This is a genomic window from Burkholderia sp. BCC1993, assembly GCF_905339865.1.
Lineage (GTDB): Bacteria > Pseudomonadota > Gammaproteobacteria > Burkholderiales > Burkholderiaceae > Burkholderia.
The window spans coordinates 406,137-422,162 of record NZ_CAJPGZ010000002.1; the positions used below are offsets into that span (position 1 = coordinate 406,137).

Sequence of the window (16,026 nt, forward strand, 5' to 3'; positions counted from 1 at the left end):
GTGTCGAGGGCGCCGGGTGTCAGGCCGGGCTCAGCCACAGCGTCGCGAGCGGCGGCAGGCGCAAGGTGGCCGACCACGACTCGCCGTGCGCGGGGATCGCCTCCGTCCACACCGCGCCGTCGTTGCCGGCATTCGTGCCGCCGTACAAGGCGGCATCGGTGTTCATCAGTTCACGCCACTGCCCGGGCGCGGGCAACCCGACGCGATAGCGGGAACGCGGCACCGGCGTGAAGTTGCAGACCGCGACGACGAGACGCCCCGTGTCGTCGCGGCGCGCGAACGCGAATACGCTGTTGTCGCGATCGTCGCCGATCAGCCACGCGAAGCCGGCCGCGTGGCAATCGAGCGCATGCAGCGCCGGTTCGGCCAGGTACGCGCGATTCAGGTCGCGCACGAGCCGCTGCACGCCGCGATGCGCGGGCGCGTCGAGCAGGTCCCAGTGCGGCGTCGCGTCGTGCGCGAACTCGGCCCATTGCGCGAATTCGCTGCCCATGAACAGCAGCTTCTTGCCCGGATGTGCCCACATGAAGCCGAAGTACGCGCGCAGTGTCGCGAGCCGCTGCCACGCGTCGCCGGGCATCTTCGCGGCGAGCGAGCCCTTGCCGTGCACGACCTCGTCGTGCGACAGCGGCAGCACGAAGCGCTCGGAGAACGCATACACGAGCCCGAACGTCATTCGGTCGTGGTGATAGCGGCGATGGATCGGATCCTCGCGCAGATACGCGAGCGTGTCGTGCATCCAGCCCATGTTCCACTTGAAGTCGAAGCCGAGCCCGCCGTCGCCGGTCGCCGCGGTGACGCCCGGCCACGCGGTCGATTCTTCCGCGAAGGTGACGATGCCCGGTGGCGCGAGCGCACCGTGCAGCGTGTCGTTCAGCGCGCGCAGGAACGCGACCGCTTCGAGGTTCTCGCGCCCGCCGTGGATGTTCGGCACCCATTCGCCTTCCCCGCGCGAGTAGTCGCGGTACAGCATCGACGCGACCGCGTCGACGCGGATCCCGTCGACGTGGTAGCGGCGCGCCCACGCGAGCGCCGACGCGATGAGGAACGCGCCGACCTCGTTGCGCCCGAGGTTGAACACGCAGGTGTTCCAGTCGGGGTGCATGCCCTCGCGCGGATCGGCGTGCTCGTACAGCGCGCTGCCGTCGAACTGCGCGAGGCCGTGCGGATCGTTCGGGAAGTGCGCGGGCACCCAGTCGACGATCACGCCGATGCCGGCCGCGTGCGCGCGATCGACGAAGCGCGCGAAGCCGTCGACCGGCCCGAAGCGCGCGGACGGCGCGAACTGCGCGAGCGGCTGGTAGCCCCACGAGCCACCGAACGGATACTCGGAAATCGGCATGAACTCGACGTGCGTGAAGCCCATGCCCCGCACGTACGGGATCAGCCGCTCGGCGAGTTCGTCCCAGGTCGAACTGCGGTCCATTTCCTCGGGCACGCGCTGCCACGATTCCGGATGCACCTCGTAGATCGACCACGGCACTCGAAAGCGACGCTCCGGATGCGGCCGCGCGTGGATCCAGCCGTCGTCATGCCATGCGAACGCGTCGAGCGCCGCCGTGTCGGCGACCACCGATGCGGTGCGCGGCGGCGCTTCGGTCGCGCGCGCGCACGGATCGGCCTTGTGCGGCAGCACGCGGCCGTCGCTCGCGCACAGCTCGTACTTGTAGTGCTCGCCGGCGCCGAGGTCCGGCACGAACAGTTCCCACACGCCCCACGGGCGCCGCAGCCGCATCGGATGGCGGCGGCCGTCCCAGGTGTTGAAGTCGCCAACCACCGACACGCGCTGCGCGTTCGGCGCCCATACCGCGAAGCGCACGCCGTCGATGCCGTCGACGCGCGTGGGCGTTGCCCCGAGGCACTCGAGCACGGCGGCCGGGTCGCCGGCCGCGAACCGCGCGAGCGCCGCGTCGTCGAGCAGCGTGCCGAACGCATACGCATCGTCGGTCACCTGGCGCGTCTCGGGCCACTCGATCGCGAGCCGGTAGTGGCCGTCGCGCGCGATCGTCCCGGCGAAGCAGCCGGCTTCGTCGACGCACGCGAGCGTGCCGAGTTCGTCGCCGTCGGGCGTCACCGCGCGCACGCGCCGCGCGCCGGGCAGCAGCGCGCGCACGACGATCCGCCCGGCATCCCCGTGCGGGCCGAGGCACGCGAACGGGTCCGGATGGCGCCCGGCGAGCAGCGCATCGATATCGTGGCGGTCGAACAGCGTGTCGGTCATCGGGTGCCTCCGTCGTCGGGTTCGCCGTGCGTGTCGAGCAGGCGTTCGACGAGCGCGGCGAGCCCGCCGACCGGCACACCGAGCCAGTCGGGGCGGTTCGCGGCTTCGTAGCACAGCTCGTACGACGCCTTGTCGATCAGGAACAGCGCGAGCAGGCGATCGGCATAACGCGGGTCGACGAAGCGTTCGGGCGCCTGGTCGGCGGCCGCGCGATAGCATTCGACGAAGCGGTCGGCGGCGGCCTGCCCGAAGCGGTCGAACAGCGCGCGCTTGCGGCCGGCCGCCTGCGGCGGCGCTTTCTCGATCACGAACTGCGCGGCCGCGCTCACGTACGACAGCGAGCGCAGGAAGCCGGCCACGTCGCGCAGCGGATGCGACTTCGCGCGGCGCCGCTCCAGCGGGCGCGCGGGCTCGCCCTCGAAGTCGATCAGCAGCGCATCGCCCTGCACGTCGAGCACCTGGCCGAGATGGAAATCGCCGTGGATCCGCGTGCATCGCGCGTCGAGGGTGCGCGGTACCAGTTCGCCGAGCGCCTGCACGGCCGCGTCGCGCGACGCGAGCAGCGTGTCCGCGGCGGCACGCTCGGCGGGGGCCAGCGTATCGAGCCGCGTGCCCAGCACGTCGAGCGCCTGCTCGAACGACGCGATCGCATCGCTGCGCCAGTGGTCGACGTGTGCCGGGGTCGCGCGCTCCGGCGCGAACGCCGGGTCGTCGGACGGCTGCGCGAGCGCGACGTGCAACTGGCCGAGCCGCGTGCCGACGATCCCCGCGAACGCCGCGTAGCCGAGCAGCGCGTCCGGTTCCTCGCCGGACTCTGCCGCGTCGCCGTCGTCGACGGCCGGCAGCGCGAGCTCGTCGACCGCACGTCTCAGGAAGTCGAACGAACGCGTCCACGCGTCGCCCTGGTTGTCGACGTAGCGCTGCAGGATCGCGACCGTATGCGGCGTGCCGTCCGGATCGACGTGCACGACTTCGCCGGCGAGCGTCGCGGTGTTCGCATAGCCGATCCGCGTCAGGTGGCGGCTCATCTCCGCTTCCGGATGGATCCCGTGCGCGACCTTGCGCACCAGCTTCAGCACGATCGCATCGCCGATCACGAGCGAGCTGTTGCTCTGCTCGGCCGCGAGCCAGCGCACTTCGGCGTCGTCGCCGGGATCGAGCGCGGCGAGCGCATGCTCGGGCAGGAAGTCGAGGTGGCCGCCGTCGGAGGTCGGCACCGTCGCGCCGTCGCGCAGCTTGCGCAGCATCCCGCGCGCGAACGACGGCAGCGCGAACGCGTCGGTCAGGTAACCGACGGTATGGCCGCGCCGCACGCGCGCGAGCGCGAGCTGCGCGAACAGCGGCTGCGATGTCTCGCCGCCCCACGCGGCGGCCAGCGGCACGACGTAGCGTTCGACCCCGCCGTTGCTCGCGGATACCCATGCTTCCGCGTACTGGAACGGCTCGTCCGGCATCGGCGTGACGACGTTCAGCCACGCGTCACCGATCTTGCGGTCCTTCGATGCGAACCAGCGCCGCCGCGCGAGCCACGACGCGAGCGCATCGTGCGCGAGCGCATGCAGTTGGCCGACGTCCGGCCGCGCGTCGCCGCGCCGCATCACGATCGTCACGTACTCGGGCAGCGGCTGCGCGTGCGGCTGCCGCCACGACGGCTCGCGGCCATGCTCGGACAGCACGAACCACAGGAACCCGTACGGCGGAAAGGTGAGGAGATACGGGAGCTGGCCGACCGGCGGAAACGGCGAATCCGACGTCATCTCGGTCGGCACGCGGCCCGCGAATTCGGACAGGTCGAGTTCGACGGCCTGCGACGCGCGCGACAGGTTCGCGACGCACAGCACCGTCTCGTGGCCTTCGAGTTCGCGCAGGTAGGCGAGCACCTTGCGGTTCTCCGGGCGCAGGAAGCGGATCGTGCCGCGCCCGAACGACTGCGTCGCGCGGCGCGTCGACAGGATGCGGCGCGTCCAGTTCAGCAGCGAATGCGGGTCGCGCGTCTGGGCTTCGACGTTGATCGCGTCGTAGCCGTACAGCGAGCCCATCACCGGCGGCAGCACCAGCAGTTCCGGGTCCGCGCGCGAGAAGCCGCCGTTGCGATCCGACGACCATTGCATCGGCGTGCGCACGCCGTCGCGGTCGCCCAGGTGGATGTTGTCGCCCATCCCGAGCTCGTCGCCGTAGTAGATCACCGGCGTGCCGGGCATCGACAGCAGCAGCGAGTTGATCAGCTCGATGCGGCGCCGGTCGCGCTCCATCAGCGGCGCGAGCCGGCGCCGGATGCCGAGATTGATCCGCGCGCGCCGGTCGCTCGCATAGGTCTGCCACAGCAGGTCGCGCTCCGAATCGGTGACCATCTCGAGCGTCAGCTCGTCGTGATTGCGCAGGAACACGGCCCACTGGTTGCTCGGCGCGAGCGCCGGCGTCTGCCGCATGATGTCGACGATCGGGAAGCGGTCCTCGCTCGCGATCGACATGTAGATGCGCGGCATCAGCGGAAAGTGGAACGCCATGTGGCATTCGTCCTCGTTGCCGAAGTATTCCTGCACGTCTTCCGGCCACTGGTTCGCTTCCGCGAGCAGCATCCGGTTCGGGTACTCGGCGTCGATCGTCGCGCGGATCCGCTTCAGGATCGCATGCGTCTCGGGCAGGTTCTCGTTGTTGCTGCCTTCGCGCTCGACCAGGTACGGCACCGCGTCGAGCCGCAACCCGTCGATGCCGAGATCGAGCCAGAAGCGCATCACCTGGATCACCTCGCGCACCACGGCCGGGTTGTCGAAGTTCAGGTCCGGCTGGTGCGAGTAGAAGCGGTGCCAGTAGTACTGGCCGGCGATCGGGTCGTGGGTCCAGTTCGACGTTTCGGTATCGAGGAAGATGATCCGCGTGCCCGCGTATTTCGTGTCGGAGTCGGACCACACGTAGTAGTCGCGATGCATCGAGCCGGGTTTCGCGCGCCGCGCGCGCTGGAACCACGGGTGCTGGTCCGACGTGTGGTTGATCACGAGCTCGGCGATCACGCGGATGCCGCGTGCGTGCGCTTCGCGGATGAAGCGCCGCACGTCGGCGAGCGTGCCGTAGTCGGGATGCACGTCGCGGTAGTCGGCGATGTCGTAGCCGTCGTCGCGGCGCGGCGACGGGTAGAACGGCAGCAGCCAGATGGTGTCGACGCCGAGCTCGGCGATGTAGTCGAGCTTCGCGATCAGGCCGGGGAAATCGCCGATCCCGTCGTTGTTCGAGTCGTAGAACGACTTCACGTGCACCTGGTAGATGATCGCGTCCTTGTACCACAGCGGATCGTCCGCGCAGAGCGCGGGCGCGCGGCGCCGCGCACGGCGCCGGCGCGGCGTGCCGGCCGGGGCGAGCGACGGGAACTGCGCGCGCCGCACGTCGTCGAGGGAGTCTTCGCGTTTCATCATGCGTGTGCTCCGGAAGGGCCCCGGGCACCGCCCGGGTCGGGCGCCGCCGCTCGCGCGGCGCCGGGAGACGGCGCGAGCCGCCAGATCGCATAGGGCCGCACGTGCGGGTCGAGCGACACGTACTGGCGATGCCCGCGCCAGGTTTCGGCGTGCGCGGCGTCCTGTTCGAGCGCGTCGAGCGGTTCGCCGTCGACGAGCCCGAGGCCGCGCCACAGCGCCGCATCGAGCGTGAAGTTCGCGGCCTGCGGATGCCACGGGTCGAGGCTGATCGCGACCGCGACGACGCTGTCGTGCGCGGGCGTCGCCTTCACGAACACGAGCACCTGGTCGTTGTCCGCGTCGGCGAACGTGAGGCCGAGGTGGGTCTGCAGCGCCGGATGCTCGCGCCGCGCGCGGTTCAGCCGCGCGACTTCGCCGCCGATGTGCGCGGCCTTGGCCCAGTCGCGCGCGCGCAGCTCGTATTTCTCCGCGTCCGCGTATTCCTCGCTGTCGGGCAGCGGTGCCGATTCGCCGATCTCGAAGCCCGAGTACAGGCCCCACGAGCCGGCGAGCGTCGCGGCGAGCGCCGCGCGGATCACGAACTGCGAGCGCGGCGCGTTCTGCAGGTGGCGCGGATTGATGTCGGGCGTGTTCACGAAGAAGTTCGGCCGGAAGAACTCGCGCGCGGGGCCGGCGCTCAGCTCGGTCAGGTAGTCGATGAATTCTCGCTTCGTCTCGCGCCACGTGAAGTACGTATACGACTGCGAGAAGCCGATCTTCGCGAGCCGGTACATCATCCCGGGCCGCGTGAACGCCTCCGACAGGAACACGACGTCCGGATGCTTGCCGCGCACGTCCGCGATCATCCAGGCCCAGAACGGCAGCGGCTTCGTGTGCGGGTTGTCGACGCGGAAGATCCGCACGCCTGCTTCGACCCAGAACAGCACCACGTCGCGCAGCGCGAGCCACAGGCCGGGCAGCGCGTCGGGCGCATAGAAGTCGGGATTCACGATGTCCTGGTAGCGCTTCGGCGGATTTTCCGCATAGCGCAGCGAGCCGTCGGGCCGCCACGCGAACCAGCCCGGATGGGCGGCGAGCCACGGATGGTCGGGCGAGCACTGGATCGCGAAATCCAGTGCAATTTCCAGCCCCTGCGCGTGCGCCGCATCGACCAGCGCGCGGAACGACGCGAGCGTGCCGAGCTGCGGATGCACGCCCGTGTGGCCGCCGTCCGGCGAGCCGATCGCGTACGGGCTGCCGACGTCGTCGGGGCCGGCCTTCAGCGTGTTGTTGCGGCCCTTGCGCGCGCTCGTGCCGATCGGGTGGATCGGCGGGAAATACAGCACGTCGAAGCCCATGTCGCGAATGCGCGGCAGTTGTGCGATCACGTCGTCGAACGTGCCGTGCCGGTGCGGGTCGTTGCTCGCCGAGCGCGGGAACAGCTCGTACCAGCTGGAGAAGCGTGCGGCGCGGCGCTCGACCTCGACCGGATAGACGGTATCGTCGTGCGTGACGAACGGCCGGTAGCGCAGCGCCGCGTATGCGTCGGCGAGCGCGGGTTCGCCGATCAGGGCGAGACGGTGTTCGTGCGACGCGTCGTTGAAGTCGGCCGCCAGCCGTTCCATCTGCCGGACCGCGTGCGCAGCGTCCGGCGCGGCGAGCTTCAGCGCGGTCGCGAGCAGCAGCTGCGCCTCGCGCACCTCCAGCGTCACGTCCTGGCCGGCCGCGCGCTTCTTCGCGATGTCGGTGACGAGCGAGGCCCAGTCGTCGCGCCACGCGATCACGCGGAACGCGTGGCGGCCGAGCCGGTCGAGCGCGATGCGCGCGTGCCAGCGGTCGTTCGGTTCCGCGACGAACGGCACTTCGCGCCAGTCGTCTTCGTCGTCCGCGCGCCACTGCAGCGCGGCCGCCAGATGCGCATGGCCGTCCGTGAAGATCGATGCGTGCACAACCAGCGTTTCGCCGATCACGCGCTTGATCGCGAAGCGGCCGCCGTCGACCGCCGGCTCGACGCGTTCGATCGCGATCCGGTCGGCCGTGAGCGCGGCGGACAGCGCGGCGCGCTCGTCCGCGGCGCCGGCGCGCGTGATCGCGGGCTGCGCGCGCCGCGCGTCGAGCAGCGCGTAGCCGCCGGGTTCGAGCGTGAAGGCGGCCAGCGCGTCCGGTGCGTGCGTGTGCGTGCCCGCGAGTGTCGCGATCTGCGTGAAGCCGCCCGGCACACCGGGCAGGATCGTCGCGGGATCGACCGGCGCGTCGGCATCGAGAGCGGGATTCAGCGCGATCAGCAGTGCCGTGTCGTCGTGCTCGAGCGACGGGCCCATGCCGCGCAGCAGCGCGGTCGCGGCCGCGCCGGGCGCGCTCAGTTGCGCGATTTCGCCGCGCCCGGCCGCAAGCGGCGTCGCGCGGCGCCACGCGTTCGCGTCGGCGATCGCGCCGGACAGGTCGAAGCGCGCGCCGTCGAACGCGGCGCGATAGCGCGCGGCGTCCGCATCGCGCACCATCAGCGGCAGCGCGACGCCGCGCTCGAAGCCCATCGGCACGAGCCAGCCGGTGCCGAGCGCAGCCGCGGTCCACAGTGCGCGGTGGTACGCGCGGGCGACCGTCTCGTCCGGCGCGTCGTGCCAGTCGTCGGCGAGACGCGGGCCGTCGAAGGCGTCGGGAAACGCGATCGGCGAGCCGATGCGGCGCAGCAGTCGGTGTTCGTCCGCAAACCACGGCGAGCGCAGATCCCACCAGCGTACCGACGAGAACACCGCGTCGAAGCCGGCCTCCTCGAGTTGCGCGAGCGCGTCGCGTGCATGGCCGGGCACGCCGGCCAGCACCGCGACGTCCGGGCGCGCGCGATGCAGCGCCGCGCGCCAGCCGGGCCACCACGCGGCCGGCAGGTGATGCGGCGCGTCGATCAGGAAGCCGGCCGCGCCGGCGTCCGCGAACGCGGCGAGATGCGCGCACCACCACGCGGCGAGCGCGTCGTGCGTCGCGTCGTCGCCGACCAGCGCATGGGCGACGTCGAGTTCATGCGCGGCGCAGCGCGGATCGATCAGCGCGTCGTCGTGCGCGCGCTCGGCGTACCAGTCCGGATGCTCGGCGCGCAGCGGATTGTCGCGCGCGATGCGGTCGGGCACGACTTCGAGCAGCACGCGCAGCCCGTGGCCGTGCGCGAGCTGGGCGAGCCGCGAGAAGGTTTCGAGCGCGCCGGCGCGCGTCGCGAACGTCGCGGCCGGCCGGTGGAAGTCGGCGACGTGGCGCGGAAAACCCGCGACGCTGGCGGCCCAGAAGCCGCCGATCAGCACGTGATCGAAGCCCATGCCCGCGATGTGCGCGAACGTGTCGGGCCACGCGTCGAGCGGGCCGACGAGGCGCGCGTCGCAGAAGTAGAGGTGGGGAGCGAAGGGCGGGGTGGCGTTCATGGGATGGCGGGTCCGGGCGGCGGCGAACGGTAACGGTCGTTCGCCGCAACGCGCGTGCCTGCGGCGCGGCGCCCGTGCGTGCGGGATGCCGTGGGGGAACCCTGTCGTTTTTACATGAACGCGGGATGATCACTGCATCGCGCGCATGGCCCAGCCGGGGGCCTCCGGCGGCGTCACATGCGCGGAATCGAGCGAATGTCCGAACTGTCGCCGGTGGCCGGTTCGTCGTCCGCTTCGGGAAGCGGCGCACCGGGGTCGTAGCGCACCGGCGCGCCGCGCTCGATCCGGTGCGGAAACGGCGGCGGGGTATCGACGTCGTCGCCGAAGCGCGCGCGCACGAACGCGCGCAGCAGCGCGGTGCGCGCGTCGGGCGCGCGTGCCGCACAGGTCGACGGGCCGTCGATGAAGCACGCGTCGCATTCGACGCCGTCGCCGCGCCGCGCGATCCGCAGGTCGCCGACGCGATCGAGCACCGCCCCCGCGTCGGCCCACGACGCCGACGGCGCGAAATGCGCGTCGAGGCGCCGCAACGCATCGCACGCGGCGGTCACGATCACCTGCGGCTCGACGGCCGTGAAGCACAGCGTGTTTTCGTCGTCCGCGCACAGTGCGCGCGCGCACCAGTAGTCGAGGGCCGTTCCGCCGAGTTCGTCGGTTCTCATGGGCATGCTCCGTCAGGTTTCGTCGGCGCGGTGCGCGTCGCGCGCAAGCGGCGTGCCGGGCGCGGAACTCGCACGCATGCGCGCGACGAGCGGGTAATGATCCGACGCGCGCCGGGCCAGCATGCTGCGATGCACGGTCACGTCGACCAGCAACTCGCCCGGATGGATCCAGATCCGGTCGAGCGAGAACACAGGGTACAGCGTCGGGAACGTGCGCGGCGCCGGCGCGCGGCGGAACCGCGTGACCAGCGCCTGCAGCGCACGGCCGCGCACGAACCATTCGTTGATGTCGCCCATCAGGATCACCGGCATCGCACCGGTGTCGAACGCGGCAAGCAGCCGTTGCACCTGCGCGCTGCGTTCGTTCGCCGATAGCCCGAGATGGGTCGCGACCACGCGCAGCGTGCCGGCGCCGCAGTCGATGTCCGCATCGAGCGCGCCGCGCGGCTCGCGCGGGTGGAACGACAGGTCGAGCGTGCACGCGGCGCGGATCGGGCAGCGTGACAGCACCGCGTTGCCGTAGCGGCGCTCCGGTGTGTCGATGGTCGGGCCGGCCACCCCGTGCATGCCGGTCGCGTCGCGCAGGTGCGCGAGCACGTCGGGCGCGCGCGTGCCGCCGAGCGGCACTTCCTGCAGCGCGATCACGTCCGCGTCGAGCTCGTGGATCACCGCCGCGATTCGATCGGCCGCGCGCGCGGGCCACGCACCGTAGCCGCCGCCGATGTTGTACGTCGCGATTCGCAGGTCGCGCCCGCCCGGCGCGGCGGCGGGCGGGCCGTCCGACGTGACGATGTCCGGCGGCGGGGCCGGCTGCCGGCTCAGCACCATCGTCGCAGTACCCTGACGAGCAGCACCGACACGCCGACCAGCGCGACACCGATCGCCGCGAGCCACGCAAATGCGCCGGGGCCCGGATGGCGGAACGCGGCGGTCAGCTGGTGCGCGAACGTGACCGTCAGCAAGATGCCCGGCAGCATCCCGATCGCGGTGCCGACCAGGAAGTCGCGCAGGCCGATGTGCGATGCGCCGGCGACCAGGTTCACGATCGTAAACGGCGCGATCGGCAGCAGCCGCAGCACGGCCATCGCGACCACGCCGCGCCGGCCGATGTGTTCGCTGAGCCGGTTCGCGCGCGCGCCGGCGAATCGGCGCACCGCGTCGCGCCCGAGCCAGCGGCCGATCCCGTAGGTCGCGGCGGCGGCCGTCAGCGTGCCGGCGGCCGCGTAAGCGAAGCCCGGCCACGCGCCGAACACGAGCCCCGTCGCGGCGATCAGCAGCGTGATCGGCACCGACAGCGTCGCCGCGACCACGTAGCCGGCCAGCAGCAGGGCGGGCGCGCCCGGCAGTGCCGCGGCGCCGGCCGCCGCTTGCGCGAGCGCCGCGACGTTCAGCGCCTTGCCGAGCGGCGAGAAGCGCCACGCGAACGCGAGCGCCGCGATCAGCAGCACGGCCGCGCCGAGCGCGAGGAAGCGCGCGGTCAGCGGGCGATGCTGCTCGCGCGGCAGGAATTCGCGGACGAACCGGTCCGGCTCGATCGGCTGCTCGGGGTCGAGCCGTGCGCTGACCGGCACCAACGCGTCGAACTGCGGCGTCACGACCGGGTCGAGCACGCGCAGCGTGCGGCCCGGTTTCGCGCGCAGCCGGTCGAGTGCGGCGTTCGGCCGGTCGGCTTGCGCGAACGCAGCGGCGACCGTGGCCGGCGGCGTGCCGAGATGTTCGGCCAGCAGGCGGTCGCGCAGGCCGGCGATCGCGGTGCGGATGCGCGGCTCGCCCGCCGCGACGAGCGCGATGCAGCATTCGGTATCGAGCACCATCGACCGGTTGTTCAGGTTCGCGCTGCCGATCACGATGCATTCGTCGTCGACGATCTGGATCTTGCTGTGCACGTTCACGCATGCGTCGCCGAGGCCGTCGACATGCGGATACAGCAGCCGGTAGCGGCCGAAGCGGTCGGCGGACTTGAGCGTGTCGTGCAGCCGCGCGCGCAGCACGCCCATCGTCGCTTCCTGCAGCCAGCCGCTCTGAACGCGGGGTGCCACGACCGTCACGTCCGGCCCGTGGGCGTCGGCCAGTCGCGCGGACAACGTTTCGCGCACCACGGCCGCGGTGAAATACTGGTTCTCGATGTACAGGTGGCGCCGCGCGGCGCGAATCGTGTCCTCGACGAGCGCGCGCACCTGTCGCACCGGCTCGCGGTCGCGATGGCGCGGCGCCGTGTACGCGATGCCGAGCCGCACGTCGCGCAGGTCGACGCGCGCGCCGGGCGGCCACGGATCGACGTCTTCGTCACGCTCGAGATGGCGCTGCGCGCGGATCGCGATCGGACGCCCGCACGCATTGCGCCAGCGCGTGCGCGCCTGCTCGCCGATCGCGGCGGCCGCGTCGCCGTCGAACATCGCCTGCACGTCGTGAAACGGGCCGTACGGCATGCCGCGGGCGTCACGGCGGCGCGGATCGTCGGCCGCGTGCGCGGGCGTGTCCCAGCGCTCGCGCGTCAGGTCGAGCCCGCCGACGAACGCGAGCCGGTCGTCGATCACGACGAGTTTCTGGTGATGCGACGCGCCGCGCGGATGGGTGTCGTCGAGGCGGAACCGGATGCCGCGATGCGCGCGCCACGCGGCGCGATAGACGGGCGGCCAGTCGCGCTCCAGCGCGTAGATCATCGCGAAGTCCCACGCGAGCACGTAGATGCGCAGGTTGTGGCGCGCGGCCGCGAGCGCGTGCAGGAACGCGCCGAGCGTGTCGGGCAGGCCGTCGCCGGCGGCGTCGGCCGGCGCGAGGCGCATCCGGCTGTCGACGTCCCAGCCGACGATGAACACCGTATGGCGCGCCCGCCGCAGCGCGGCGCGCAGCGTCGCGAAATACGCGGCGCCGTCGACCAGCATCGCGAAGCGGTCCGTGCTTCGGATCGTGTCGCAGTTGCGTCCGCATTCGAGCAGACCGTATCGCACCGGTTCGGCCGTGCGCGAGGGGGCGGCCGCCGCGTCGTCGGGGCCCGCCGTCGCGACGGCGGCGCGCGGCTTGCGGTCCGGCGCGATCATTGTGCGTCGACGTCCCGGCCGCCGTCGATGCGTTGCAGCAGCGCGTCGCAACGTGCGCGCAGCGCCTGCAGTTCCGGCGAACCGGCGTCGAGCCGGACGCGTTCGCCGCGGTCGGGATCGCCGTACGTGGCCGTGATTTCGTCGATGCGTTGCGCGATCGTCGCGGACGCGTTCGCGATCCGGATCCGGTCGAGCCAGCCGCATTCGGCGTGATGGCACGCGAGCCAGGCGCGCAGCGCGCCGACCACCTGGCTGGTGGTGAGCCAGGTGCCGCCGCGCATGCGCGCGGCCAGCTGGCTCGACACAAGATAGGAAAGCAGGTTGGTCCGGGTCACGCGAAACTCCTTGACGAGGTGTCGGGACTGCAGGCCCGCACGCCGGCGATGCTTTGCAGGGCTGCGCAGATCGTCGCAAATTCCGCGCCGCTCGTGCGCGAGAACGACACCGAGATGTCGTCGGTCTCCGGATCGTCGTCGGACTGCTGGACGATGAACCGCTTCACGCGCACGCGGCCCGCGCCGAGCGTGTCGTGCAGCACGCCGAGCGTCAGGCCGCCGCGCTCGACGACGAGCCGCAGCGTGCGCTGCTGCCGCTGCGCGATGAAGCGGCGCTCGAGCGGCTTCACGCCCGCGAGGATCGCGAGCACGATCGCCGTCGCGCCGATCGACGCGACGTACATGCCGCCGCCCGCGGCCAGGCCGACGCCGGCCACCGCCCACAGGCTCGCGGCCGTCGTCAGCCCGCGCACGACTTCGCCGCGCAGCAGGATCGAACCGGCGCCCAGAAAGCCGATGCCCGAGACCACCTGGGCCGCGACCCGCGACGGATCGAGCACGACGCCGTATTGCCCGCGCACGTCCTCGAAGCCGAAGGTGGAGACGAGCATCACGAGGGCCGAGCCGACGCACACCAGCATGTGCGTGCGCAAGCCGGCGGCCCAGTTCAGCCGTTCGCGTTCGAGCCCGATCACGCTGCCGAGCAGCGCGGCGAGCAGCAGGCGCCCGACGAGTTCGATATGGCCGATCATCGCGGCCTCCTGGTTGTCTGGCGGACCGGAGCGGTTCGATACCGGACAGGAACGCAAGACACGTGCCGAGGCGGCCGATAGCGGGCACGGCGCGTGCGCGCGGGGCCGACGGCGCGCGCGGCGGTCATGCGGCGCGCATTTTTTGCATCGCCATCGCAGATAAGTACAGGAGGCCAGGATGCAACATCAACAGGACGCACAGGTTCGCGACCCGTATCGCGGCCACGAGATTCGCGTATGGGCGCGGCGCAACGCGCGCGGCGCGTGGGACGACGAGGTACAGGTCTATGTCGACGGCGCCCGCATCGAGCTGATCGTGCCGGAGCCGGCCGGCTCCGAATGGTCGACGGAGGACGAGGCGCTGCGCGCGGGCGTCGAGCGCGGGCGTTATCTGATCGACAAGCGGGTCGATGACGATTGATCCGGGGCGACCCGATCCGATCGGCAAGGCGCCGGGGCGCGGTTCGTGCCATTTGTAACCGCGTGCCGGCGCCGCGCCGGGAGGATGACGAACGATCCGAGCATTTTCCGGATCTGCCTCGGGTCAACCCCGATTGCCGCGGATACGCTGTCCGCCTATCTTTCTACATCATACGTATGATCTAGAGAGTCTTTATGGCAACCCTCCATCGGCAGGTACTGAATCAGATGGGCGAGCGGATCTGCTCCGGCCAGTTCGCACCCGGCGACATCCTGCCGTCCGAAGACGAATTGGCCGAACAGTTGCAGGTCAGCCGCATCACCATCCGCGAGACGGTCAAGTCGCTGTCCGCCAAGGGCATGCTGCAAGTACGCCGGCGCTACGGCACGGTCGTGCTGCCGCGTGCGCAATGGCAATTGTTCGATCCCGACGTCATTACCTGGCGCGCGCGTGCCGGCACGGTCGATGAGGGGTTGATCCAGGATTTGATGGAGCTTCGCCTGATCATCGAGCCCAACGCGGCCAGACTCGCCGCGAAACGCGCGACCGATGAAGACCGCATCGCGATTCGGCGTGCTTACCGGGCGATGGAGCGTGCGGTCGCCGGCAATGGCGAATATGTCCCTGCCGATCTCGCGTTTCACGGCGCGATTCTCACGGCCTGTCACAACCAGTTCGTCCAGCAGATGCAGAACGCGCTGTCGTCCATCCTGCAAACGAGTTTCGAGCTCAGTTCGGAGATCGCCGGTGGTCCGGCACGGTCGTTGCCGATGCACGAAGCGCTTTGCGTCGCAATCGAAAAGGGCGACGAGGCTGCCGCGGAAGAAGCGGTGCTCACGCTCATCAGGCGCGCCGAACAGGACTTCGAGGATCGCGCCGCGCTGAACAAGGCCGCTGCCGACGAACGCGCCTGAAACCCTGACAGCAGATTCGGCGTTGACTTCATCGCGACCGGAAGACGGTCGCGAGGGGCGCACTCGCGCCCGTTTTCCGACAATCAATAGGAGTGCGATCAAATGACTTCACTATTTGACTTGAGCGGACGCACGGCGCTCGTCACCGGTTCGGCGCGTGGCATCGGTTTCGCGCTGGCAAAAGGACTCGCGACGGCTGGTGCGCGTGTGATTCTGAACGGAACACAGGCCGAGACGGTCGACGCCGCGGTCCGACAACTCGCCGACGAAGGCTTCAACGCGCAGGGTCGCGCATTCGATGTGACGGACGAGCACGCTGTCGCCGATGCGTTCTCGCACTGGGACGTGGCAGGCGTGCAGATCGACATCGTCGTCAACAACGCCGGTATCCAGTTTCGCAAGCCGCTCGTCGAACTCGAACTGGGCGATTGGCAACGGGTGATCGACACCAACCTGACGAGTGCGTTCATCGTCGCCAAGCAAGCGGCGCGACGCATGATCGTGCGTGGCACCGGCGGCAAGATCATCAATATCGGCTCGCTGACGAGCGAAGCCGCGCGCGCGACGGTCGGCGCGTACACGGCCGCCAAGGGCGGGATCAAGATGCTGACCCGCGCGATGAGCGCCGAATGGGCGTCGTCGAATATTCAGGCGAACGCGATCGGCCCAGGCTACATCCTGACCGACATGAACAAACCGCTCGTCGAGAACGCGGCGTTCGACGCGTGGGTCAAGGCCAGCAATCCGACGCAGCGCTGGGGCAAGCCGGAGGAACTCGTCGGCACGGCGGTGTACCTGGCATCGGCGGCGTCGAGCTATGTGAACGGCCAGATCATCTATGTCGATGGCGGCTGGCTGGCCGTCCTTTGAAAGCCGATCCACGCGATCAACACCCATACGAAAAGCCGCCCGCGCAATCGTCAAGCGCCGAAGCGCCACAC

General features: G+C 70.8%; 11 protein-coding genes. 3 read left to right on the top strand and 8 right to left on the bottom strand.

Features of this window, described 5'->3' with window-relative positions:
* Positions 1-19 precede the first annotated feature (19 nt).
* The 8 genes from glgB to U4Y91_RS04710 form a co-directional block, all read right to left on the bottom strand.
* Positions 20-2,221, bottom strand: a complete 2,202-nt coding sequence (gene glgB, locus U4Y91_RS04675; protein ID WP_321803659.1) for a 1,4-alpha-glucan branching protein GlgB — start codon at positions 2,219-2,221, stop codon at positions 20-22.
* Positions 2,218-5,628, bottom strand: coding sequence for a maltose alpha-D-glucosyltransferase (gene treS / locus U4Y91_RS04680; RefSeq protein ID WP_321803786.1), 3,411 nt, complete (start codon positions 5,626-5,628; stop codon positions 2,218-2,220). The genes glgB and treS overlap by 4 nt, the downstream gene beginning before the upstream one ends.
* On the bottom strand, positions 5,628-9,020 hold the full coding sequence (locus U4Y91_RS04685; protein WP_321803661.1) for a maltotransferase domain-containing protein: 3,393 nt from the start codon (positions 9,018-9,020) through the stop codon (positions 5,628-5,630). The genes treS and U4Y91_RS04685 overlap by 1 nt, the downstream gene beginning before the upstream one ends.
* Before the next feature lie 173 nt (positions 9,021-9,193).
* Positions 9,194-9,682 (bottom strand): phage protein NinX family protein, encoded by a 489-nt coding sequence (locus tag U4Y91_RS04690; RefSeq protein WP_321803663.1) that lies wholly within the window; start codon positions 9,680-9,682, stop codon positions 9,194-9,196.
* Between the two features lie 12 nt (positions 9,683-9,694).
* The gene (locus tag U4Y91_RS04695; RefSeq protein WP_321803664.1) at positions 9,695-10,510 is read right to left on the bottom strand and encodes an endonuclease/exonuclease/phosphatase family protein; all 816 of its coding nucleotides are present in this window, start codon (positions 10,508-10,510) and stop codon (positions 9,695-9,697) included.
* The gene (locus U4Y91_RS04700) at positions 10,501-12,723 is read right to left on the bottom strand and encodes a VTT domain-containing protein (protein WP_321803665.1); all 2,223 of its coding nucleotides are present in this window, start codon (positions 12,721-12,723) and stop codon (positions 10,501-10,503) included. Before U4Y91_RS04700 ends, U4Y91_RS04695 begins: the two co-directional genes overlap by 10 nt.
* Entirely contained in the window at positions 12,720-13,058 is a 339-nt protein-coding gene (locus U4Y91_RS04705; RefSeq protein WP_321803666.1) for a hypothetical protein, read from the bottom strand. Before U4Y91_RS04705 ends, U4Y91_RS04700 begins: the two co-directional genes overlap by 4 nt.
* The gene (locus tag U4Y91_RS04710; RefSeq protein WP_321803668.1) at positions 13,055-13,750 is read right to left on the bottom strand and encodes an MgtC/SapB family protein; all 696 of its coding nucleotides are present in this window, start codon (positions 13,748-13,750) and stop codon (positions 13,055-13,057) included. Before U4Y91_RS04710 ends, U4Y91_RS04705 begins: the two co-directional genes overlap by 4 nt.
* A gap of 178 nt (positions 13,751-13,928) precedes the next feature.
* Between U4Y91_RS04710 and U4Y91_RS04715 the strand changes: the two genes are divergently transcribed.
* From U4Y91_RS04715 to U4Y91_RS04725, 3 genes are all read left to right on the top strand, one after another.
* Entirely contained in the window at positions 13,929-14,171 is a 243-nt protein-coding gene (locus U4Y91_RS04715; RefSeq protein WP_321803670.1) for a DUF6566 family protein, read from the top strand.
* A 194-nt stretch (positions 14,172-14,365) separates the two neighbouring features.
* Positions 14,366-15,085, top strand: a complete 720-nt coding sequence (locus U4Y91_RS04720; protein ID WP_321803672.1) for a FadR/GntR family transcriptional regulator — start codon at positions 14,366-14,368, stop codon at positions 15,083-15,085.
* A 102-nt stretch (positions 15,086-15,187) separates the two neighbouring features.
* Positions 15,188-15,955: an SDR family oxidoreductase gene (locus tag U4Y91_RS04725; RefSeq protein WP_321803674.1), complete on the top strand. Its 768-nt coding sequence runs from the start codon at positions 15,188-15,190 to the stop codon at positions 15,953-15,955.
* The last annotated feature ends 71 nt before the right edge of the window (positions 15,956-16,026 follow it).

What these genes read in the sequence shown, in the direction of transcription:
- glgB (WP_321803659.1), bottom strand. Translation starts at nt 2,221, where the DNA reads ATGACCGACACGCTGTTCGACCGCCACGATATCGATGCGCTGCTCGCC.
- treS (WP_321803786.1), bottom strand. Translation starts at nt 5,628, where the DNA reads ATGAAACGCGAAGACTCCCTCGACGACGTGCGGCGCGCGCAGTTCCCG.
- U4Y91_RS04685 (WP_321803661.1), bottom strand. Translation starts at nt 9,020, where the DNA reads ATGAACGCCACCCCGCCCTTCGCTCCCCACCTCTACTTCTGCGACGCG.
- U4Y91_RS04690 (WP_321803663.1), bottom strand. Translation starts at nt 9,682, where the DNA reads ATGAGAACCGACGAACTCGGCGGAACGGCCCTCGACTACTGGTGCGCG.
- U4Y91_RS04695 (WP_321803664.1), bottom strand. Translation starts at nt 10,510, where the DNA reads ATGGTGCTGAGCCGGCAGCCGGCCCCGCCGCCGGACATCGTCACGTCG.
- U4Y91_RS04700 (WP_321803665.1), bottom strand. Translation starts at nt 12,723, where the DNA reads ATGATCGCGCCGGACCGCAAGCCGCGCGCCGCCGTCGCGACGGCGGGC.
- U4Y91_RS04710 (WP_321803668.1), bottom strand. Translation starts at nt 13,750, where the DNA reads ATGATCGGCCATATCGAACTCGTCGGGCGCCTGCTGCTCGCCGCGCTG.
- U4Y91_RS04715 (WP_321803670.1), top strand. Translation starts at nt 13,929, where the DNA reads ATGCAACATCAACAGGACGCACAGGTTCGCGACCCGTATCGCGGCCAC.
- U4Y91_RS04720 (WP_321803672.1), top strand. Translation starts at nt 14,366, where the DNA reads ATGGCAACCCTCCATCGGCAGGTACTGAATCAGATGGGCGAGCGGATC.
- U4Y91_RS04725 (WP_321803674.1), top strand. Translation starts at nt 15,188, where the DNA reads ATGACTTCACTATTTGACTTGAGCGGACGCACGGCGCTCGTCACCGGT.